General features: G+C 73.4%; 13 protein-coding genes. 9 read left to right on the forward strand and 4 right to left on the reverse strand.

Annotated elements, in window-relative coordinates; translation table 11 throughout:
- The first annotated feature begins 21 nt into the window (after positions 1-21).
- On the forward strand, positions 22-312 hold the full coding sequence (locus tag ACH4S9_RS34830; protein ID WP_398375548.1) for a hypothetical protein: 291 nt from the start codon (positions 22-24) through the stop codon (positions 310-312).
- Between the two features lie 363 nt (positions 313-675).
- Here the strand turns inward: ACH4S9_RS34830 and ACH4S9_RS34835 are convergent, their stop codons facing one another.
- From ACH4S9_RS34835 to ACH4S9_RS34850, 4 genes are all read right to left on the reverse strand, one after another.
- Entirely contained in the window at positions 676-1,710 is a 1,035-nt protein-coding gene (locus ACH4S9_RS34835) for an ABC transporter substrate-binding protein (RefSeq protein WP_398375550.1), read from the reverse strand.
- A 68-nt stretch (positions 1,711-1,778) separates the two neighbouring features.
- Entirely contained in the window at positions 1,779-2,570 is a 792-nt protein-coding gene (locus ACH4S9_RS34840; protein ID WP_398375552.1) for an ABC transporter ATP-binding protein, read from the reverse strand.
- Positions 2,543-3,352: an ABC transporter permease gene (locus ACH4S9_RS34845; RefSeq protein ID WP_358848964.1), complete on the reverse strand. Its 810-nt coding sequence runs from the start codon at positions 3,350-3,352 to the stop codon at positions 2,543-2,545. The genes ACH4S9_RS34840 and ACH4S9_RS34845 overlap by 28 nt, the downstream gene beginning before the upstream one ends.
- Positions 3,353-3,459: 107 nt before the next feature.
- Positions 3,460-3,543 carry a putative leader peptide gene (locus ACH4S9_RS34850; RefSeq protein ID WP_352135045.1) on the reverse strand — a complete coding sequence of 28 codons (84 nt, stop codon included), beginning with the start codon at positions 3,541-3,543 and terminating at the stop codon, positions 3,460-3,462.
- Positions 3,544-3,644: 101 nt separating this feature from the next.
- Between ACH4S9_RS34850 and ACH4S9_RS34855 the strand changes: the two genes are divergently transcribed.
- The 8 genes from ACH4S9_RS34855 to ACH4S9_RS34890 all read left to right on the forward strand — a co-directional run bounded on the left by ACH4S9_RS34855 (position 3,645) and on the right by ACH4S9_RS34890 (position 20,873).
- Entirely contained in the window at positions 3,645-4,067 is a 423-nt protein-coding gene (locus ACH4S9_RS34855; protein ID WP_361193353.1) for a secondary thiamine-phosphate synthase enzyme YjbQ, read from the forward strand.
- A 78-nt stretch (positions 4,068-4,145) separates the two neighbouring features.
- Positions 4,146-4,517 carry a recombinase family protein gene (locus ACH4S9_RS34860; protein WP_398375555.1) on the forward strand — a complete coding sequence of 124 codons (372 nt, stop codon included), beginning with the start codon at positions 4,146-4,148 and terminating at the stop codon, positions 4,515-4,517.
- 226 nt (positions 4,518-4,743) lie between these two features.
- The gene (locus tag ACH4S9_RS34865; protein ID WP_398375557.1) at positions 4,744-12,240 is read left to right on the forward strand and encodes an SDR family oxidoreductase; all 7,497 of its coding nucleotides are present in this window, start codon (positions 4,744-4,746) and stop codon (positions 12,238-12,240) included.
- Positions 12,241-12,243: 3 nt separating this feature from the next.
- Positions 12,244-17,058, forward strand: a complete 4,815-nt coding sequence (locus ACH4S9_RS34870; protein ID WP_398375559.1) for a beta-ketoacyl synthase N-terminal-like domain-containing protein — start codon at positions 12,244-12,246, stop codon at positions 17,056-17,058.
- Between the two features lie 28 nt (positions 17,059-17,086).
- Positions 17,087-17,407, forward strand: a complete 321-nt coding sequence (locus ACH4S9_RS34875; protein ID WP_398375561.1) for an acyl carrier protein — start codon at positions 17,087-17,089, stop codon at positions 17,405-17,407.
- 3 nt (positions 17,408-17,410) lie between these two features.
- On the forward strand, positions 17,411-18,268 hold the full coding sequence (locus ACH4S9_RS34880; protein ID WP_398375562.1) for an alpha/beta fold hydrolase: 858 nt from the start codon (positions 17,411-17,413) through the stop codon (positions 18,266-18,268).
- Positions 18,269-18,309: 41 nt separating this feature from the next.
- Positions 18,310-19,572, forward strand: coding sequence for a glycosyltransferase (locus ACH4S9_RS34885; RefSeq protein ID WP_398375633.1), 1,263 nt, complete (start codon positions 18,310-18,312; stop codon positions 19,570-19,572).
- Between the two features lie 224 nt (positions 19,573-19,796).
- Complete coding sequence (locus ACH4S9_RS34890; RefSeq protein ID WP_398375564.1) at positions 19,797-20,873, forward strand: class I SAM-dependent methyltransferase; 1,077 nt, start codon at positions 19,797-19,799, stop codon at positions 20,871-20,873.
- Positions 20,874-21,570 lie beyond the last annotated feature (697 nt).

Raw genomic sequence — 21,570 nt, forward strand, 5'->3', positions numbered from 1 at the left:
GCGCCGTCCTCGGAGGTGTCCGTGGCGGCGGGGCTGGGCGAGGAGGACGCGGAGGGGGTCGCCTTCGGCGGCTCAGAGGACGACGCCGACGACGGGGCCGAGGATGTGGCGGACGGCCCAGAGGTGTGGCGGGACGTGGTCGTGGTGGCCGTGGCCGAGGCTTTGGCCGAGGAGGAGGCCCGCCCGCTCGCGGTGGACGTGGGCTTCTTGCTGGAGGGCGACGGCCGGGGCGCGGGCGCGACGGCGGGGGCGCCGCCCGCGGAGGCCGACGGACGCGGGGAGGGCGTGGCGGACGCCGAATTCCCCTTGTGAGAACGGCCCTTATTGGACTGTTCCTTTTCCCTGGAAGTCGCCGCGCTGCCCGGGATCAGCGTCTCGGGGGCGAAGGGGGTGGCGCCCATGAAAGCCACCGCGAGCATCGTGGCGTATCCGAGGAGCGCGATTCCCGCGACCACACCGGCCCGCCGCAGCAGGCGGGCCCGGCGACCCGAGGAATCGACGAAGACGGGGCTTTCCGGGCCGTGGGTACGGACACGGCGACGGGCACGCCGAGAGGGATCGTCGTGCCTCTCCGCCACGGGCTGCGACTTCATGACGGCACGTTAACAGAATTCTTCCCGGATAAAGCTATGGCCTTTCTTTGGCGGGTGAATTCCGAATTCTCATTTTGTCGGCTCAGCCCCTTCCATAACTGCGCGGTGCGGTCGTCGAGGGCGGCAGGCCGCCGTTGAATCGCGTGTCGACGTAATCGGCGAAGTCGAAGCGGCGCGGGGTCAGCTTCAGCCTGGCGAAGGTGTCCGCGATCTTCTGTTCCGAGGCCACGGCGGACTTGTCGACCGCCACATACACCCGGGTGCCATTGGTCCGCTTCACCGAGTCCAGCGCCACCTCGTACGGCAGGCCGGTCTCCTTCGCCCAGACCTCGGCCCACGCCTCCGGGTGCTTGTAGACCCAGTCCTGGGCGCGGCGCAGCCGCTTGAGATAGTCACCGATGGCCCGCTCCTTCTTCTTGTCGGCGATCGAGGCGGGGCCCGCGACCTGGAAGTTGAGCCCGTTGACCACGCCCTGGCCGGTGGTGAGGACGCGGGCGTCCGCCGAGCGCAGAGCCTGCGAGGTGTACGGGTCCCAGACGGCCCAGGCGTCCACCTTGCCGCGGGTGAAGGCCGCGAGCGCGTCGGCGGGCTGGAGGAAGGTGGCCTTGACGTCCTTGATCGACAGCCCGGCCTTCGCGAGCGAGGCGACGAGCTGATAGTGCGCCGAGCTGCCCTGCGCCACCGCCACCGACCTGCCCTTGAGGTCGGCGACCTCCTTCAGCGGCGACCCCTTCTTCACCAGGATCGCCTCGCCGTCGGCCGTGCCGTGCTTGGCGGCCACCACCTTGATCTTGGATTTGGCGGCCGCGGCGAAGACCGGTGGGGTGTTGCCCACGCCGCCGATGTCCACCGCCCCGGCGCTCACCGCCTCCAGGATCGGCGGCCCGGAGGTGAACGTCGACCAGCGGATCTTGTACGGCAGGTCGTCCAGCTCACCGGCGGCGCGCAACACCGCCTCGTCGTTGCCCTTCTGATCGCCGACCCGCAAGGTGACCTCGCCCTTGCCGTCGGTGTTCGAGCCCGCGCCAGCCGAGCCGTCGGCGGACGACGCGGCCGTGCAGGCGGCCAGGAGGAGGGCGAAGGGGAGCAGCAGGGCCGGGGCGATACGCCGTCTCATATCGGCAGATCCGTTCGTGAGGGTGGTTCGGACGGTGCGGGGGGTGTCGATGTGGTGATGCGGGCGTGTCATACGGCCTTGCCGGTGGACACCGCGGGCGCGGACACGCCCAGCCGGCCCAGGAGTTCGGCGCGCAGCTCCGCGAAGCGCGGGTCGGCGATGTCGCGCGGCCGCTCCAGGCCGGTCCGCCGCTCGTGGGCGATCACGCCGTGGTCCATCACCAGCACCCGGTCGGCCAGCAGCAGCGCCTCCTCGACGTCGTGCGTCACCAGCAGCACCGCGCAGCCGCGCCGCTGCCACAACTCGGCGACCAGCTGCTGCGCCTTGATGCGGGTGAGCGCGTCCAGGGCGCCGAAAGGCTCGTCGAGCAGCAGCAGATCGGGCTCGCGCACCAGCGCGCGGGCCAGCGAGGCACGCTGGGCCTCGCCGCCGGACAGCGTCTTGGGCCAGGCCGTCGACCGGTGGCCGAGACCGACCTCCTCCAGCGCCCGCTCGGCGACCGCCCGCCCGGGGCGGCCGTCCAGCCCGAGCAGCACATTGCGCCAGACCCGCTTCCACGGCATCAGGCGCGGCGCCTGGAACGCGACCGCCTTGGCGCGCGGCACCAGCACCTCGCCCTCGATCTCCCGGTCCAGTCCGGCGAGGATGCGCAGCAGGGTGGACTTGCCACAGCCGCTGTGGCCCAGCAGGGCGACGAACTCGCCGGGGCGCACGGTCAGTTCCAGCCGGTCGATGACCGCCCGGCCGTCGAAGGTGCGGGTCAGCCCATGGACCCGTACGGCGGCGGGGGCAGCGGGGTCGGGGGTGTCCCCCAGGGCCTTCTCGACCGGGCCTATGTGCCCGTGAAGGTCGGTCGCCATTGCAGCAGCAGCCTCTCGAGAGTACGGACGACGAAGTCGGCGAGCAGGCCGAGCGCCGCGTAGACGATCAGGCAGACCACGATCACGTCGGTCTGGAAGAACTCCCGCGCGCGGTTGAGCAGAAAGCCGATCCCGTCGTCGGCGTTGATCGTCTCGCCGAAGACCAGCGCCAGCCAGGCGGTGGCCAGCGAGTACCGCAGCCCGGTCATCGCCCCGGGCAGGGCCCCGGGCAGCACCACATGGCGGATCAGCCCCCAGCGGCCCAGCCCCAGCGAGGTTCCGGCCTCGATCAGCTGGGCGTCGACCCCGCGGATGCCCGCGTAGACGTTGAGATACAGATGGAAGGTCACACCGAGCGCGATCAGGGCGATCTTCGGCGCCTCGCCGATGCCCAGCCAGATGATGAACAGGGGGATCATCCCGACCCACGGGATGGTGCGCAGCATCTGCACCGTGGCGTCGACCAGGTCCTCGCCGAGCCGGGACAACCCGGAGACGAGGGCGAGCGACACCCCGGCCACCGCGCCGATCAGCAGCCCGACCAGCACCCGCTGCACCGACACCAGCATGGCGTGCGGCAGCGTGCCGTCCCCGATCAGGCCGGAGGCGGTGCGGGCGATGGTGCCGGGGGAGGCGAGGGTGTCGGGGGACAGCACACCGGTGGCGCTGCACACCTGCCAGACGATGAGCAGGACGAGGGGGCCGGTCGTACGGCGCAGCCACCGGGGCACGGCGCGGCGGCGCGCGGACAGCGGAACGACCGGTTCGAGAACCGGGGACATGGAGGCTCCACGAAAGCGGAAGGTGAGGTGAAGTGGGGGGAGGGGAAGCGGAGTGAGCGCTGAGACGTGCCGGCGCGGACGTGCTTACGCGCGAAGCAGTGAAAAGATCAGCAGTCGCCGGGACACGCGGCGGAGGCCACCCGCAGCAGGTCGATGTGACCGCGCGTGGTGAGCAAGGCTGACATAGACATGCCCACGAACGTAGCGAGGGCGCCCGGAGCCGGTCAACGGTGTCTTGCCACTCGGACCTTTGTTGCGGCGGTTTTACGGGCGGACGTACGAGGATGGGGCCATGACCCAGACCTTCCGCACCCACATCCTTCGGATCACCACCGGCTCCACCGAGAGGGTCGCCGACCTCACCGCGGACTGCGAGGCGTTTGTGAGGGAGGTGAGTCAGGGCCGGGACGGGCTGCTCAATGTGTTCGTCCCCCATGCGACCGCCGGCATCGCCGTCCTGGAGACGGGCGCGGGCAGCGACACCGACCTGCTGGCCGCACTGAGCGACCTGCTGCCTGCCGACGACCGCTGGCGCCACCGCCACGGCAGCCCCGGCCACGGCCGGGACCATGTGCTCCCCGCGCTCGTCCCGCCGCACGCCACGCTCCCGGTCATCGGCGGCAGGATGGCGCTCGGCACCTGGCAGTCCGTGTGTCTCGTCGACACCAACAAGGACAACCCCGACCGCCAGGTGCGGCTCAGCTTCCTGGGCTGAGCAAGATCGTTCTTGCGCGGTACGGAGCTGAACATGATCGAACGGCCCTACGGCGGTTGAGGGAGGTGCCTGCTCGGTGTGCGACGACTGTCGCGGGTGAAGCTCGCCACGTCGTCTCCGGAGCGGCAGCCCGAGTACGGGCTGACCGCTGCCGCATCCGTCGGGGGCCATATCGTCGGCTGGGCCGACGACTGGGAGGTGTCGGGCACCACCGACCCGATGACCCGGCCGAAGCCGGGCCCGTGGCTTCGCGATGAGCGGGGTCCGTACGACGGGTTGGTGGCCGCAGCCGTGGACCGGCTCGGCCGCAACGTCGTGGACGTGGCCGCGGTGCGCGATGGATTTGGGGTTTATCAGCAATGCCTCGCGGCAAACGGCGGAACACCGGCGGGCCGCCCGGCACTCCGACACCGGCAGGACGCACCCATATCGGACGGGACGCTCCTGTAGGGAAGTCAACCAGCCTTCGAGTACACCTCGAGCTGTCCGGGCGACGATCCGCCGGTCGGTCCGATCACCGACCCCTCAGTAGCTTCGCTCTTGAGGTTCCATCAGAGGCGTCGTGTAATTCATCCTTCGCGTCGCAACCCGGCGGAATTCCGAAGCCGTACCTTCGACGCACCCGCCGGAAAACGATCTCCCTTTACCCAGCTCCGACAATTCTTGCGGAGAAGTCATGAGTTCTACTGCCTGGCCCGGCGACCTTGTCATCGGTGTCACTCCCTTTGGGCGACCGGACGCCAGGCTCGCTGCGGCGGTCGGCCGCGCCGGGGGGTTCGGGGTGCTGGACCTGGGGGCCGGGGACCGGTGGGCCCGGGAGGCGCTGGAGTGTCTGCGGGGCTGGGCCCCTGACGGGCGGTACGGGGTGCGGATCGGGCCCGGTTGCCGGCTGGCGCCCGCGGACTTGTTGGCGCTACGGGCTGGTGACGGTGCGGGTCCGGGCACGGTGGTGCTCGCGGTGGACTCGCCCTGGGCGGTGGCCGACTGCGCGGGCTGCCGTCGCGTTCTCGTCGAGGTCACGGACCTGGAGGAGGCGTTGCATGCGGTAGGGGCCGGGGCGCAGGGCTTGATCGCTCGGGGTGGGGAGGGTGGTGGCCGGGTCGGGGTGCTCGGCAGCTTCGTGCTGCTGCAGCAGTTGCTCGCGGAGCCGGGGGTGTCCGTGCCGGTGTGGGCGGGGGGTGGGATCGGTCACCATACGGCTGCGGCGGCGGTGGTCGGCGGGGCTGTGGGCGTGGTGCTGGATACCCAGTTGGCGCTGCTCGCCGAGTCGGGGGTGTCCGGGGAGTTGGCTGCGGTGCTTCGTTCTCTGGACGGTTCGGAGACCGTCGTGGTCGATGGCTGTCGTGTGTTGCGCCGCCGGGGGCGTGATCCGCATGCCCGGCCGCTGCCGGTGGGTCAGGACGGTTTTCTGGCGGCGCGTTTCGCGGAGCGGTATGGCGATGTCGGCCGGGCGGTACGTGCTGTGGCCGGGGCTGTGCGGGATGCCGTACGCGACGACCGCGCCGCGGCCGCGTTGTGCCCGGGTTCGGCGATGTGCGGGGCGCTTGGTAGTCGGCTGCCGGTGGTGCAGGGGCCGATGACCCGGGTGAGCGATCGGGCCGGGTTCGCGTCGGCGGTGGCTGCTGAGGGGGCTGTGCCGTTTCTGGCGCTGGCGCTTGCCGGGAGTGAGCGGGCGCGGGCCATGCTGGTGGAGGCGGCGGCCGTGCTGGAGGGGCGGTCGTGGGGGGTGGGGGTGCTCGGGTTCGCGCCGGAGGAGATCAGGCAGGCCCAGCTTGAGGCCGTGCGGGAGGTCCGCCCCAGCCACGCGATCATCGCGGGCGGGCGACCCGCCCAGGCCGAGGCGCTGGAGAGGGCGGGGATCGCCACTTTTCTGCATGTTCCTTCGCCGGGTCTGCTGGGGCAGTTTCTGCGGTCCGGTGCCCGTCGGTTCGTCTTCGAGGGCTCGGAGTGTGGTGGGCATGTCGGCCCGCGCCACAGCTTTCCGCTGTGGGAGGCCCAGATCGCGGTGATCGAGGACTTCCTGGACGAGGTTGACCAGGACGGGGCGGGTGGTGACGACGAGGAACATCCCAGGACCGCGGTCCCGGTCGAGGTCTTCTTCGCGGGTGGTGTTCACGATGAGCGGTCCGCGGCGATGGTGGCCGCTCTCGCGGCGCCGCTGACCCGGCGCGGTGTCCTTGTGGGCCTGCTGATGGGCACCGCGTATCTGTTCACGGAGGAGGCGGTGACCTGCGGTGCTGTCCAACCGTTGTTCCAGCGTCAGGTGGTGGCGGCGAGGGGTACCGCGTTGTTGGAGACGGCTCCGGGGCATGCCACTCGCTGTGTTCCCAGCCCGTTCACGGAGGAGTTCGGTGCTGTCAGGGAGCGGTTGCGTGGGGAGGGTGTTCCGGAGCGGGAGGTGTGGGAGCGGCTGGAGCGGCTGAATGTCGGCCGGTTGCGGATCGCGGGCAAGGGTGTGGAGCGCGGTCCGGGTGGCGAGTTGGCGGTGGTCGGCGAGGAGCGCCAATACGAGGATGGCATGTTTATGGCGGGGGATGTGGCGGTGTTGCGCTCGGCCACCACGACCGTCGCCGCCCTGCACCACTGTGTGGCCGCGGCCGCCGCGGACTTCTTCCGCCGTGCCGCGGCCGTGCTGCGCGAGCGCTTGGGCGTGGCGACGCCCGGGGCGGTGGAGGGGGAGGCTCCGGCGCCGCTGGAGGTGGCCGTGGTCGGCATGGCGTGCATGTTTCCGCGCGCGCCGGATCTTGCCACGTTCTGGGCTCATGTGGTCGGTGGTGTCGACGCGGTGACCGAAGTGCCGGTCGAGCGCTGGGATCCCGCCGTCCACTACTCTCCCGGCGAGGGCGCCGCCACGGCGCACGATGGCGCGTCTGCCTCCAAGTGGGGTGGCTTTCTGCCCCCGATCCCTTTCGACCCCCTGCGCTACGGCATCCCGCCGGCGTCTCTGGGCAGCATCGAGCCGGTGCAGCTGCTGGCGTTGGAGGCGGCGCGGCGGGCGCTGGAGGACGCCGGATATCAGGCGGTGCCCGGCGAGGAGCGCGGCAGCGTGGGTGCGCGGGTCTTCGACCGCTCCCGTACATCGGTGGTCTTCGGCGCCGAGGCGGGCAGTGATCTGTCCAGTGCCCAGGCGTTGCGGGCCACGCTGCCGTCCTACTTCGGTTCGGTGCCCGAGGGGTTGGCGGAGCAGTTGCCGGAGCTGACCGAGGATTCCTTTCCGGGGATGCTGGCCAATGTCATCGCGGGGCGGATCGCCAACCGGCTCGATCTCGGTGGTGCCAACTACACGGTGGACGCGGCCTGTGCTTCCTCTCTGGCCGCTGTGGATGTGGCCTGCAAGGAGTTGGTCAGCGGCAGCAGCGACCTGGTGCTGTGCGGCGGGGCCGACCTGCACAACGGGGTCAACGATTACGTGCTCTTCTCCTCCGTGCACGCGTTGTCCCCGACGGGCCGCTCGCGGACCTTTGACGCCTCGGCGGACGGTATCGCGCTTGGTGAGGGTGTCGCGTGTGTGGTGCTCAAGCGGTTGGCGGATGCCGAGCGCGACGGCGACCGCGTGTACGGGGTGATCAAGGGTGTGGGCAGTTCGAGCGACGGGCGGTCACTAGGCCTGACCGCGCCGCGGCCCGAGGGTCAGCGTGCCGCTCTGGAGCGTGCCTACCGCAACGCCCGGATCTCCCCCGCGGATGTCGGTCTCCTCGAGGCGCACGGCACCGGCACGGTGGTCGGCGACCGGACTGAGCTGGCGGTCCTCACCGAGGTGTTCACCGCCGCCGGGGCCGCGGCGGGCGGTTGCGCGCTGGGCTCGGTCAAGTCGCAGATCGGGCATACGAAATGCGCGGCGGGTCTGGCGGGTCTGGTCAAGACCGCGCTGGCCCTGCACACCGGCGTCAAACCGCCCACCTCGCAGCTGCGCCGCCCGGGCGCCTCCTGGGACGCGAAGAGCAGCCCCTTCGCCTTCCACACCGAGGCCGGGCCCTGGGTGGCCCCGCCCGCCGAGCGGATCGCCGCTCTGAGCGCGTTCGGCTTCGGCGGCACCAACTTCCACGTGGTTCTGGCCGCGCATGACGCCGGTCCGCCCCCGGCCCATGCCCTGGACGCCTGGCCCGCTGAGCTGTTCACCTTCCGCGGCACCGACCGGGCGGCGGCTCTGCGCGCCGTCGAGGAGGCGCTGGCGCTTGCCGAGGACAACGAGGCGGCGGGGTCGCCCTGGCGGCTGCGCGACCTCGCCCTCGCCGCCGCCACCCGCTCCGACACCAGTCAGGGCCCGGTGTGGGCCGCCGTGGTGGCCACGGCCCCGGACGGGCCGACCGGACCGGCGGCGCTGCTGCGCCGGGTGCTGGCGGGGGAACACGACCCGGCCACGGGGATCTACCTGGCCGGGCCGGCCGACGCGACCGGTCTGGAGAGTCCAGCCGATCCGCAGGGCGGTGACGGCCCAGCAGGTCGGTACGCGGCAGACCGGGAGGGTCTGACCAGCCAGGAGAATCCAGGCGATCCCGAGGACGGTGACGGCCCAGCCGGGCCGGCCGACGCGGAGGGCGGTGGTGGCCCTGGGGGCGTGGACGGCGGTGGCGGCCCGGCCAGTGGCGCCGACACGCAGGACGGTGATGTCCCATCCACTGACGGCGGCGCGGGGCGAGGCCCCGCCCCCGGCCCCGGTCCCGTCCCCGGCTCCGTCCCCGGTCCTGGTTCTGGTTCTGGTTCTGGTTCTGGCAAGGTTGCGTTTCTCTTCCCGGGGCAGGGCAGTCAGCGGCCTGGCATGTTCGCGGACCTGTTTGTCGCTTTCCCTGAACTCCACGGTCACGCGCGGCTGGCCCGGTCCCACGCCGCCGTGCTCCATCCGCCGGCCGCGTTCGACGAGCCGGAACGGGACGCGCAGCGGGCCAGGATCACCGACACCCGGGTGGCCCAGCCGGCGCTGGGCGTCGTCGGCCTGGCCGCGCACTCGCTGCTCACCGCGGCCGGAGTCCGCCCCGACATGGCCGCCGGGCACAGCTACGGGGAGTTGGTCGCGCTGTGCGCGGCGGGCGTGCTCGATCCGCCCGCGCTGCTGGACTTGAGCGCCGAGCGGGCGTCCGCGATCTGGGACGCCGCGCAGGCCTCTGGGCCGGAGCCGGGCACCATGGCGGCGGTGACCGCCGGCCACGAGGACGTCGAGCACGTCCTGCGGCGCGCCGGTCTCGCCGGCCAGGTGGTGGCCGCCAACCACAACGCCCCCCGCCAGACCGCGATCTCGGGGCCACGGCGGGAGGTGGACACCGCGGTCGGACTGCTGCGGGAGGCCGGGTATCGGGTGAAGCGACTCCCGGTGGCCTGTGCCTTCCACAGCCCGCTGGTGGCCACCGCCGGCCACCGGTTCGCCACCGCGCTCGCCCGGCAGCCGATACGTCCGCCCGAGTACCCGGTCTGGGCGAACCGCACCGCCGCCCCACACCCCGCAGAGCCGGACGCCATCCGCGCGGAACTGAGCGCCCAGATCGGCGCGCCGGTCCGCTTCGCCGAGCAGATCGAAGCCATGTACGAGGCAGGGGCCAGGATCTTCGTCGAAGCAGGGCCCGGCACCGTCCTCACCCACCTGGTCTCGGAGATCCTCGGCGACCGCCCGCACCACGCCATCGCCTTCGAAGGACGCCGCACCGGCGGCCACGTCGGCGGCGCCGGTCCGCGCGGACTGTACGGCTTCCTTGACACCCTGGCCCAACTCGCCGTCGCCGGACTGCCGGTGCGCACCGGCTGGATGTTCCGCGGCCGTGACGCCATGGACGCCGGCCGCGCCACGCCGCCGAAGCGGCCCGGCTGGACGGTGGACGGACACCTGGTCCGCACCGCCACAGGTGAACTCCTGCCCGGCGCGCTGGCACCGGCCCGACGTGTCAAGGAGACGACGGTGACCCAAACGGACCGGGACGCACTGATCCTGGAATTCCTGAGAACCAGCCGGGAGATGGTCGCGGCCCAGCGCGATGTGCTCCTCACCCACCTCGGAGCCACGCCGGACGCCAGGCCTGCCGCGCCTGCGGGCCCAATCGCGACGGTGACAGGCACGCCTGTGACGGCCGTGGCGCCCGGGGCCGTGGAGGCGACCGCGGCCCTTCCGCCGCCACCGGCGGGCGAACCGACGCCGACACGGATGCCGACGCCCCGACTCACCGAGCCGGTGGCGGTCACCGAGGCGGAGGTGGCGCGGATGGTCGCGCAGATCATCAGCGAACGCACCGGATACCCGGTCGACATGATCGAGCCGGATCTCGACCTTGAGGCCGATCTGAGCATCGACTCGATCAAACGGGCCGAGATCGCGGGCGAGTTGGCGGGGCGCCTGGGTGTGGGCGGCACCGGCGGCGACGGCGCCGCCGCGCTCGCGGACGAGGAGCTGGAGGAGCTGACGAAGGCCCGTACCACCGCCGCGGTCACCGCCTGGCTCACCCCCCGGCTGACCGCCGGAGCGGCGCCGGGGAGCCCGGCGGCGACCGGTGCCCCCGGCACCGCGCGCGATGAGACCGCCGAACCGGCCGCCGCCACGGCCTCGTTCGGCGAGCCGCCCGTGGACACCGCTCCGAGGTCCATCGGCCGCACAGCCGGGACCACGGACTCCGTCAGGGGCGTGGCGCCGAAGCGGATGCGGATGCGGGCCGTACCGCTCGCCCCGGGTGGGGCGGTCGGCGAGCCCTCGGGTGTCCTGTCCGGCAAGCGGTTCGTGCTGCTGGGCGGTGACGAGGCCGTGGCCGAGGCGGTCGGCGGGCGGCTGCGGACGTACGGGGCCGAGGCCGTGGCCCTCGCGGGCGACCCGCTTCTCACCGAGGGCGACGGACCGTCCCCCGGCTACCGCGACGAGGTGCCCCCTGACGGGGTGATCCTGCTCCCGCCGTCCGCCGGGTCCGGCGCGCCCGTGCTGCCCGCGGCGTTCCCCGTACTGCGGGCAGCGCTGGCGGGCGGGCCGCGGTGGCTGCTGGCCGCGCGGCGAGCGGAGCCGCTCGACGTCGGAACGGCCGGACTCCACGGCCTGTTCCGCACCGTCGCCAGGGAGTATCCGCAGACGGCCGCCACGGTCGTGGACCTCCCCGCCGCGGCCTCTCCCGACGCCGTCGCCGACGCGCTGTTGGACGAGGTGTTCGCCCCCGACCACCCGCCCGTCGTGCTGCGCACCGCCGACGGACGCGATGGGTTGGAGCTCGTGGAGAGCGACTTGGGCGTCCTCGGCGCCTCGGGCGCGGGGCCCGCCGGGGACGGGGCGGCCGAGGCGGCGGCCCTCGGGCTGGGCCGCGATTCGGTGATCGTGCTGGTCGGCGGGGCGCGGGGGATCACCGCGCGGTGCGCGGCGGCTCTCGCGGTCGCCACCGGCTGCCGTATCGAACTGCTCGGCCGCACCCCCGTACCCGCCGGGCCTGAGGACCCGGCCACCGCCGGAGCCCGGGACGAGGCCGCCCTGCGTGCGGCGCTCGCCGCCCGGGGCGGCCGCGGGCCCGCCGAGATCCAGCGGGAGGCGGCCGGGATCCTGGCGCGGCGTGAAGTGGCCGCCACGCTGCGGGAGCTGACCGATCTCGGGGCCCGGGCCCGCTACCGGTCGGTCGACTTCCGGGACCCCGACGCGGTGCGCCAGGCTGTCAAGGAGATCCACGCCGACCACGGCCGGCTGGACGGTGTCGTCTACGCGGCGGGGGTGATCGAGGACCGGCTGATCGAGGAGAAGTCCGCCGAGTCCTTCCAGCGGGTGTTCGACACCAAGGCGGGCGGCGCGCGTACGCTCCTGGACGCACTGGAGAAGCTGTCGACGGCCGGGCCGGCGGGCGAGCGCGGGGACGGCGGGGGACTCGGAGGGCGGACAGGACAGGGAGGACACGCAGAGCCGTCCTTCGTGGTGCTCTTCGGCAGCGTCTCCGCCGTCCTCGGTAACCGGGGCCAGGCCGACTACGCGGCGGCCAACGACGCGCTGGAGGCCATCGGCGCGCGGTGGGCGGCCCGCACCGGCCGCCGGGCCCTGACCGTCCACTGGGGCCCCTGGGCGCCCACCGGCGCACACGCCGGGATGGTCAGCCCCGCGCTCGCCCGCGAATACGCGCGGCGTGGCGTCGAACTCATCGACCCCGACGAAGGAGCGCTGGCGCTGCTGCGCGAACTCGCCTGGGGCGAGGAGTCCGACCGGGCCGTCGTCTACACGGCGTCGGGCTGGTGACCCATGACATATGACGGCGGCGAAGGCGGCGGCCGCAGGCCGCCCGTGGCGATCGTCGGGATGGCCGTACTGCTGCCCGGCGCGCCGGATCTGGAGACGTACTGGCGCAACCTCGTGACCGGCGTAAACGCGATCACCGAGGTCCCGGCGCAGCGGTGGGACGCCGAGTTCTACGCCCCCGGGAGCGGGCGCGGCCCGGCGGCTGCCGACCGGGTGTACTGCCGCCGTGGCGGGTTCGTCGACGAGCTCGCGGAGGTGGAGGTCACTCGTTTCGGGATCATGCCCGCCTCCGTTGCGGGCACTGAGCCCGATCAGCTGATCGCGCTGCATGTCGCGGCCGCGGCCGTCGCCGACGCGGGGGGCGAGGAGCGGCTGCCCGACCGGGGGCGGGTCGGGGTGGTGCTGGGCCGCGGCGGCTATTCCACGCCGGGTCTGGTCCGTCTCGATCAGCGGGTACGCACCGCCCACCAGCTGGTGCGCACGCTCGGCGAGCTGCTGCCCGGCCTCGGCGCCGACCAGTTGGAGCGAGTACGGACCGCGTTCACCGAGCGCCTGGGCCCCGACCGCCCCGAGGCCGCCATCGGCCTGGTGCCCAACCTCGCCGCCTCACGGGTCGCCAACCGGCTCGATCTGCGCGGCCCCGCCTACACCGTGGACGCCGCCTGCGCGTCCTCGCTCGTCGCCATCGACCAAGCGGTGGGTGAACTGGCCTCCGGCCGGTGCGACGCGGTGCTGGCCGGCGGGGTGCACCACTGCCACGACATCACCCTGTGGAGCGTCTTCGCGCAACTGCGCGCGCTCTCGCCGAGCGAACGCATCCGCCCCTTCCACCGCGAGGCCGACGGCATCCTGATCGGCGAGGGCACCGGCGTCGTGATGCTCAAACGGCTGGCCGACGCGCGACGGGACGGCGACCGGGTGTACGCCGTCATCAAAGGCACCGGCGTGGCCAGCGACGGCCGCGCAGCAGGCCTGGCCGCCCCGGACCCGGGCGGCCAGACACGTGCGGTACGACAGGCATGGCGGGCGGCCGGGCTCGATCCGCGCGCGCCCGGCTCGCTCGGACTGCTGGAAGCACACGGCACCGCCACGCCCGCCGGAGACACAGCCGAACTGGCCACGGTGGCAGACGTCTTCGGCCCCCCGACCGGCGACGCCACCGCCGACCGCGCCGTGATCGGGTCGGTGAAGTCGATGATCGGCCACACCATGCCGGCAGCCGGCGTGGCAGGCCTGGTCAAGGCCGCCCTGGCCATCCACCACGGACTGCTGCCACCCACCCTGCACTGCGACAACCCCCACCCAGCCCTGGCCACAACCCGCTTCCGACCCATCGCCACAGCCGAGCCATGGGAGACCAGGCGCAACACGGAGGTGCGCCGCGCGGCGGTCAACGCGTTCGGGTTCGGCGGAATCAACGCACACGTGGTGCTGGAGCAGGCCCCCTTGGGGGCCGCTCAGCCGCTTCCGGCAGGCCCACGGCCCCGGCCGCCGACCACGGCCCTGGCGGTGGCCGCCGGACCGGGTGTCGACGCGCCCGACGCCGTCGGCCCCGCCGCGCGCACGGGCGCGGCCACGTCCGGCGCCGTCGCCGGTATGCCGGACGCCACGGCCGCGCAGCCTGCGTTCACGTACTCCGCCGTACCGGGGGCGGCCACGCCCACCGGACCTCACGCGCCAAGCACCGCGGCACCCGCCGCCCCCACCGCGTCCGGGGTCCAGGTCACCGAGCCGGAGCGGGTGCTCGCGCTGGGGGCCGAGACGCCGGAGCAGCTGGCCGCGTTGCTGGCGGCGGATGACTCGGCGTTGCGGGCCACCGCGCCCGCGGCGGGCCGGGCGAGGCTCGGGATCGTCGGGCCGACCGCCAAGCGGCTGGCGCTGGCGCGACGCGTCGTGGCCAAAGGCTGTCCGTGGCGTGGCCGCGGCGACGTCTGGTTCGCCCCCGCTCCGCTGCTGGGCGAGCACGCAGTGGACGGGGCTGGCCGGATCGTCTTCGTCTTTCCGGGGCTGGAGGCCGAGTTCGCGCCACGGGTGGACGGCGTGGCCGAGTACTTCGGGCTGTCCCCCGCCGCGGTGGCCGACGGCCGGGCCCTGGTCGGTGACATCGGCCGGCACAGTGTCGGTGTCTTCGCCGTCGGCCGGCTGCTGGACCGGGCGTTGCGGCGGATGGGGGTGGTGCCGGACGCGGTGGCCGGGCACAGCGTCGGCGAGTGGACCGCGATGGTCTCGGCCGGTCTGCACTCCGGCGCCGCGGCCGACGAGTTCCTGGGCTCGTTCGACCCCGACGCGCTGCGCGTGCCCGGGCTGGCCTTCGGCGTGCTGGGCGCCTCCACCGGGCGGGTGCTGGCCGCGCTCGCGGAGGGCATGGGCGGCACGGACGGCCGGGTCGTGCTCTCGCACGACAACGCGCCGAGCCAGTCGATGGTGTGCGGGCCGCGGGCCGACGTCGAGGCGTTCGTACGGCGGTTGCGTGGCGAGGGGGTGATCGGGAACGTCCTTCCGTTCCAGTCGGGCTTCCACACCCCGATGCTGGCGCCGTACCTGGGGCCGATCAGAGCGGCCGCGGAGCGGTTCGAACTGTTCCCGCCGAGCGTGCCCATCTGGTCGGGGACGACCGCGGCACCGTATCCGCCCGACGCGGCCGGGGTGCGTGAGCTGTTCGTCCGGCATCTGCTGGAGCCGGTCCGATTCCGGCTGCTGACCAAGGCGCTCCACGAGGCGGGCTTCCGGGCTTTTGTACAGGTCGGCCCGGGGCAGCTGGCCTCGCTCATCGGCGACACGCTCCAAGGGGCGGAACACCTCGCGGTGGCGGCCGACTCGCCGCACCGCGACGGCGTCGCCCAACTGCGCCGGGTGGCCACCGCCCTGTGGGTGAACGGGGCCCAGGTGGACCCGTCCCTGCCACGCCCCGCCACCGCGCCCTGCGCCACCGCGCCCTGCGCCACCGCACCGCCCGCCACCGCGCCGAAGCCGGTACGGCTCGACCTCGGCGGGGCGCTGATCTCCCTGGACGAGCGCCACCTCGCCGAGCTGCGCCGCGAGTTGGCCTCCGACGCCGCCGGTCCGCAGCGGTCCGTCCGGGCGGACGCCGTGTCCGCGCTGGACACGGTGGCGGGGCGATTTCCGGTGGCGGCGGAGCTCGGCGCGCTGCTGCGGGAGACGGCCGGTGCCGCCACCGAGCTGATCGCCGTCGCGGGCCGCGCGGGCGGCCCGCCGACCCCGACACCACCACCGTTGCCAGCGGCGCCTCAGCCGTCGCGGTCCGCCACCCCACCCCCGCCGGAAACCTGGCGCACCGTGCTGCATGTGTCCACCGAGACCATGCCGTACCTGCGCGACCACTTCTTCTTCCGGCAACGGCCCGGTTGGCCCGACGAGTCGGACCGGTGGCCGGTCGTCCCGGCGACCACGATCGTCGGCCACCTCATGGACGCGGCGGAGCAGGCGGCCCCCGGCCGGCGGGCGGTCGCGGTGCACGGCGCCCGGTTCGGCCGGTGGGTGACCGCTGCGCCGCCCGTCGAGGTGCCCATCACCGTGACCCCGTCGCCCGACGGCCCGGACCGGCTCGCCGTGGACTTCGGCCGCAGCGCCCAGGGCACGGTGGAGCTCGCGCCCCGCCATCCCCGCCCCCGCCCCGCCTCCTGGCCCGCCGACCCGGCCGCCGAACACGCCCCCGCACACACCGCGGCCGAGCTCTACAGCGAGCGCTTGATGTTCCACGGCCCGGCGTTCCAGGGCGTCAGCGAGATCACCGCGATCGGCGCCTCGCGCGTACGCGGCACGATCACCACACCGGCCGCACCCGGCGCGCTGCTGGACAATGTGGGCCAGCTCCTCGGCTACTGGCTCACGACGACCCGCACCGAGCGGACCATGGTCTTCCCCGTCGGCATGCGGCACATCCGCCTCTTCGGACCACATCCGCGTCCCGGCACCCCGGTGGAGTGCGCGATCGAAGTCGTCTCGGTCACCGACACCATGCTCGAGGCGGATGTCCAGCTGCTCGTCGACGGACAGGTGTGGGCCCGGATCGACGGCTGGCAGGACCGCCGCTTCGACAACCATCCGAGCACCCGGCCGGTGGAGCGCTTCCCGGAACTCAACGCGCTCTCCCAGCCGCGTCCCGGCGGCTGGGTGCTGCTCCACGAGCGCTGGCCCGACCTGGCGTCCCGTGACCTGATCATGCGCAACCACCTGGGCGGCGCCGAGCGCAGGGCGTACGAGCGACAGGCCCCGCGCAGCCGCAGGCAGTGGCTGCTGGGCCGGATCGCCGCCAAGGACGCGGTGCGGCAGTGGCTCTGGGCGCGCGGAGAGGGGCCGGTCTTCCCGGCCGAGATCCAGGTGCACGAGGACGCACGCGGCCGCCCGTACGTCCTCGGGGCGCACGGCCGGACGCTGCCCGCGCTGGACGTCACGCTGGCGAGCCGGGCCGAGGCCGGGGTGGCCCTGGTCGTGCCGCGCCCGCCAGGACGCGAGGACTCCGGGCCGGGCCCCGGCATCCATATCGAGGAGATCACCGGACAGGAGATCGCCGGACAACCGACCACCGGACAACCGACCACCGGATGGGAAGCCACCACCCTCCGGGCCGTCAAGTGTGCCGTCACCAAGGCGGAGGGCGCGGAGGGCGCCGTCCGCGCGCCGGACGTCGCCGTGCTCGACGCGGCGGACCCGGAGCGGCTCCTGGTCGAGGTGGCCACGGCCGCCGGGCGGCCGCGCCGCTACCGGGTGCACAGCGCGCGTACGGCCAACCCGCCCGGGCTGCCGCCCAGGGACTACGTCGTGGCCTGGACCACCGGCCCGGCGGACGACGAGTGAGGAGATCAACCATGGCCGAGGAGACACGATGAGCACCGCCAAGCACACCACTGCGGCGGACGACGAGAAGACCGTCCTCACGGACATCTCCGGAATGCTCAAGAACATGCTTGACGAGTACGGCCTGGATGATCTCGAGATCGCCTCGGAGAGCCGGTTCATGGAGGATCTCGACCTGGAGAGCATCGACCTGGTCACCCTGGCGGGAAGTCTGCAGGACCGGTACGGACCGCAGGTCAACCTCGCCGAGTTCGTGGCCGGTCTTGAGCTCGACGAGATCATCGACCTCCGCGTGGGCCACCTGGTCGAGTACGTCGTCGGCTGCTTGAAAACCGCCGAGGGGAGCTGACCGATGGCCATGGTCCACACCGGCGGGCCGGACGGCGTCAGGCTCCATGTGCAGCGGCTCGGCCCCGGACGCGCCGGGCCCGGTGGCGGCCGCGCGGCGCCCACTGCCGTGCTGCTGCACGGCCTGCTCACCGACAGTCTGGCCTCCTACTACTTCACCGTGGGCCCCGGGCTGGCCGCGGCCGGGATCGACGTGGTCATGTACGACCAGCGGGGCCACGGCCGCAGCGAGCGCCCGGCCCGCGGCTACCGGCTGGACACCTTCGTGGGAGACCTGGAGCGGCTGCTGGACCGGCTGGGGATCCACGGCCCGGTGCACCTGGTCGGCAACTGCTTCGGCGGAACGGTCGCCTTCCAGTACGCGGTCCGCCACCCGGAACGGGTGGCCGGCCTGTCGCTGATCGAGTCCGAACCGGCCACCCCCGCGTGGGCGGCCAAACTCGACAGGATGCTCGGCGACACCGAGACCCAGCTGTCGGAGCACGAGGCCGACGCCCTGGCCTGGATCGACGCCCACCGCGGCAGGCACACCGCGTGGCTGGCGCGATCGGCGGCCCGCCTGGCGCGGACCACCACCATCGGCCGGGACATCCCGTCGAGCGCGGTGCTGGACGAGGACCGGATCCGTGCCGTGTCCGGTCCGGTGCTCGCGCTCTACGGCGCCGATTCGGATATGGCCGCCCAGGCGCCGTGGCTGGAGTCGCTGCTGCCCGGCTGCCGGACCGTCATCGTGCCCGGCCATGAGCACTCCGTCCTGGTCGAGGTGCCCGCCCTGGTGCTCGATCACGTCCTGGGCTGGATCCACGATCCCGGGAGGGCGGCCTCCGGTAGCGGCTCTCGCCGGGTGGAGGCCGCCCCATGAGCGACGGCCCCATGAGCGACAGCCCCATGATCAACGGCCCCATGAGCGACCGCTCTGCGGGCGGCGCCCGCGAATGCGACGAGCCGCGCGCCGGGCGCCGCTTCCTGTTCGTCGTACCGCCGCTCACCGGACACATCAACCCCACGCTCGGCGTCGGGGCCGAACTCACCGCCCGCGGCCACCAGGTGGCCTGGGCCGGGACGCCGGAGGCCATAGGGCGGTCGGCCGTGGACGGGGCGACGGTCTTCCGCTGCGCCGGGCCGTCACTGGGCGAAGGCGGCGCCGCACGCCCCGCGGATGTGCGGGGGCCCGGCGCGCTGAAGTTCCTGTGGGAGCGCTTTCTGGTGCCGCTCGCCGAGGCGATGGCCCCGGGGGTGCGCGCGGCGGTCGAGGAGTTCCGGCCGGATGTGGTGGTCGCCGACCAGCAGGCCGTCGCGGGTGGGCTGGTCGCCGAGCAGTTGGGCGTACGGTGGGCCACCTCCGCCACCACCTCGGCCGAGTTCGCCGGCGCGCTGGACGGCATGCCGAGGGTCGGCGCGTGGCTGGAGGGGCTGCTGGAGGAGTTGCGGGTCCGGATCGGCGACCCGGCCGGCACCGCGGATCCCCGCTTCTCGCCGCATCTCGTGCTGGCCTTCACCACCGAGGAGCTGGCGGGCCGACCCGTGAGGGCCGCGGAGCGGATCCGCTTCGTGGGCCCGTCGATCGCCGCCCGCCCAGGCGCGCCGGCGTTCCCCTGGGACTGGCTGGACCCGGCCCGCCCGGCGGTCCTGGTCACCCTGGGCACCGTCAGCGCCAACGCCGGGGCGCGCTTCCTCGCCGTCTGCCGGGAGGCCGTGCGCGCCCGCGCCGGCCGCCTCCAGACGGTGCTCGTCGACCCCGTGGGCGCGCTGGACACCGCGCCCGGCGCACCGCGGGACGACGATGTGCTGGTGGTGCGCGGGGTACCTCAGCTTCCGCTGCTGGCGCGGGTCGCCGCCGTGGTGTGCCATGCCGGGCACAACACCGTGTGCGAGGCGCTGTGGCACGGCGTACCGCTCGTGATGGCGCCCATCCGCGACGACCAGCCCGTCGTCGCCGGGCAGGTGGTGGCCGCCGGGGCGGGCGTGCGGGTGCGGTTCGGCCGGGTCACGGCCGCCGGGCTCGGCGAGGCGCTGGACACCGTCCTGTACGAACCGGGCCATCGCACGGCGGCCGAGCGTGTCAAGGCGTCCTTCCGCGCGGCCGGCGGCGCCGCGGCGGCCGCCGACCACCTCGAACAACTGGCGGCACGGGCTGCCGCCCGGCCACCTTCGCAACCCCCATAGGAGGAGAGATGAACAGCGGCGCCGAACCACCCACCGCGCCAGGCCCGGCGAGCGACGCGCCCGGCCCCGGCCGCGGGCGTCCCCAGCTACCGCTGGCAGGTACCCCCGGAGAGGCAGCCGGGGCGGAGCCGAAGGGGGGCGCCGCCGTTGACAGGGACTCAGGCGCCCCGACAGGGGATTCCCCGGCCACCGCTGGGGGGACTCCCACCATCGGTGGCCGGGGGATGACCGAGCCCCTGAAGAATGACGACCGCGCCGCGGCCGTTGCCGCGCTGCGCCCGCGCTATGCGGCGGATCTCGCGCGGGGCACCGGCCGCTTCTTCGAACCGCGCCGGGCCGACTGCCCGTGGTGCGGCTCGGCCCGGCTCGAGGAGCGGCTGCGCACCACCGACCTCATGCAGCACAAGCCGGGCGACTTCCGCCTGGACCGGTGCAGGGAGTGCGGCCATGTGTTCCAGAACCCGCGGCTGAGCGGCGAGGGCCTGGAGTTCTACTACCGGGACTTCTACGACGGCCTGGGCGAGAAGGACATGGCGGGCCTCTTCGCCGGCCGACCGAAGACGTACCTCAGGCGCGCCGAGGCGCTGCGCCCGTTCGCGAAGGCGCCAGGGAAATGGCTGGACGTCGGCACCGGCCACGGCCACTTCTGCGAGACGGCCCGCGCGGTGTTCCCCGGCACCCTCTTCGACGGGCTTGACCTGAGCGCCGGGGTGGAACTGGCCGAGCGGGCGGGCCGGGTGACGCGGGGCATCCGGGGCAGCTTCGTCGAGCAGGCGGCGGAACTGGCCGACGGCTACGACGTGGTGAGCATGTTCCACTATCTCGAGCACAGCACGGACCCCCGGGGCGAGCTGCGCGCGGCGCGGTGCGCGCTGCGCCCGGGCGGACATCTGCTGATCGACGTGCCCGACCCGGAGAGCCGCTTCTCCCGGCTGCTGGGCCGCTGGTGGCTGCCATGGCTCCAGCCACAGCACCTCCACTTCGTGCCGGTGGCCAACCTGCGCAAGGAACTGACCGGGCTCGGCTTCACCGTCGTCGCCGAGGAACACGCCCGGCCGCACGACCCGGTCGATCTCCTCGGCGCGGTATGGCTGCTGCTCAACGCCATCGCCCCACCCGAGGACCAGCCCTGGCTGGCGCGCCCACCGGGGCGGGCACGTCGGCTGCTGCGCACGGCCATCGTGCTGGCGGGCGTCCCCGCCCTGCTGGCGACCGCCGCGCTGGACCACTTCCTGATCAGGCCACTGGCCGGCCGGCGCCATCTGTCCAACGCCTACCGAGTGGTCGCCCGGCGCGACTGACAAGGGCCGGAAGGCCCCGCCGGGCCGTCGAGAACGACGGCGCGGCGGGGGCGGCGTCAGGTTGCGGAGGTTGGCGGATACGAATAGGGATAATCCCAACCGTCAGGTTCGCTTGTCGTTTCTCGGATAGCCCTGATGCGGCCACGACTGTACGGCCGACTCCTGGTACGCGGCGTACCAGGCGAGGGCCAACGCCAGCTTTCGTACAGGCCGCCGCGCCATGAGCCCGCGTGGGTGAGCCGGGCGATCAGTTTCCGGTCGGCGCGGAGGCCGCTGGACAGCATGCCGTCGATTCCCCGACGGCTTTGTATGAGACGGTCGATGGCACTCGGGAAGTGCGGGCGTGGAGACGACTTCGGGCAGGAAGGTGCCGTGTGCCGCCTCTTCGGCGGCCGCCAACTGTGCAGCAGCCGAGGCGATCTCGGCGACAGTCGTCCGGACCAGCGGCAGCACGCGCGGGTCCTGCCAGGCTTCGAGAGCCCGGTAGGACGCGGAGGCCGACTCGATGAGCGTGGCCACGTCCTCCGCGGCCGTCGACTTGGGGGAGCCGCAGCCTGGCCGTGCGGCCGCGGAGTCGGCGTGCCGGCCGGCTGCCTCACAAGACGCTGCAACGCGTCCACGCCGTGCGCACACGGATCCTGCATGGCATGGTCAACGAGTCCCTGTGCGCCGCATGAGTTTCAGCGATGAACACTCG

Source organism: Streptomyces sp. NPDC021225 (genome assembly GCF_044332865.1).
Lineage (GTDB): Bacteria > Actinomycetota > Actinomycetes > Streptomycetales > Streptomycetaceae > Streptomyces.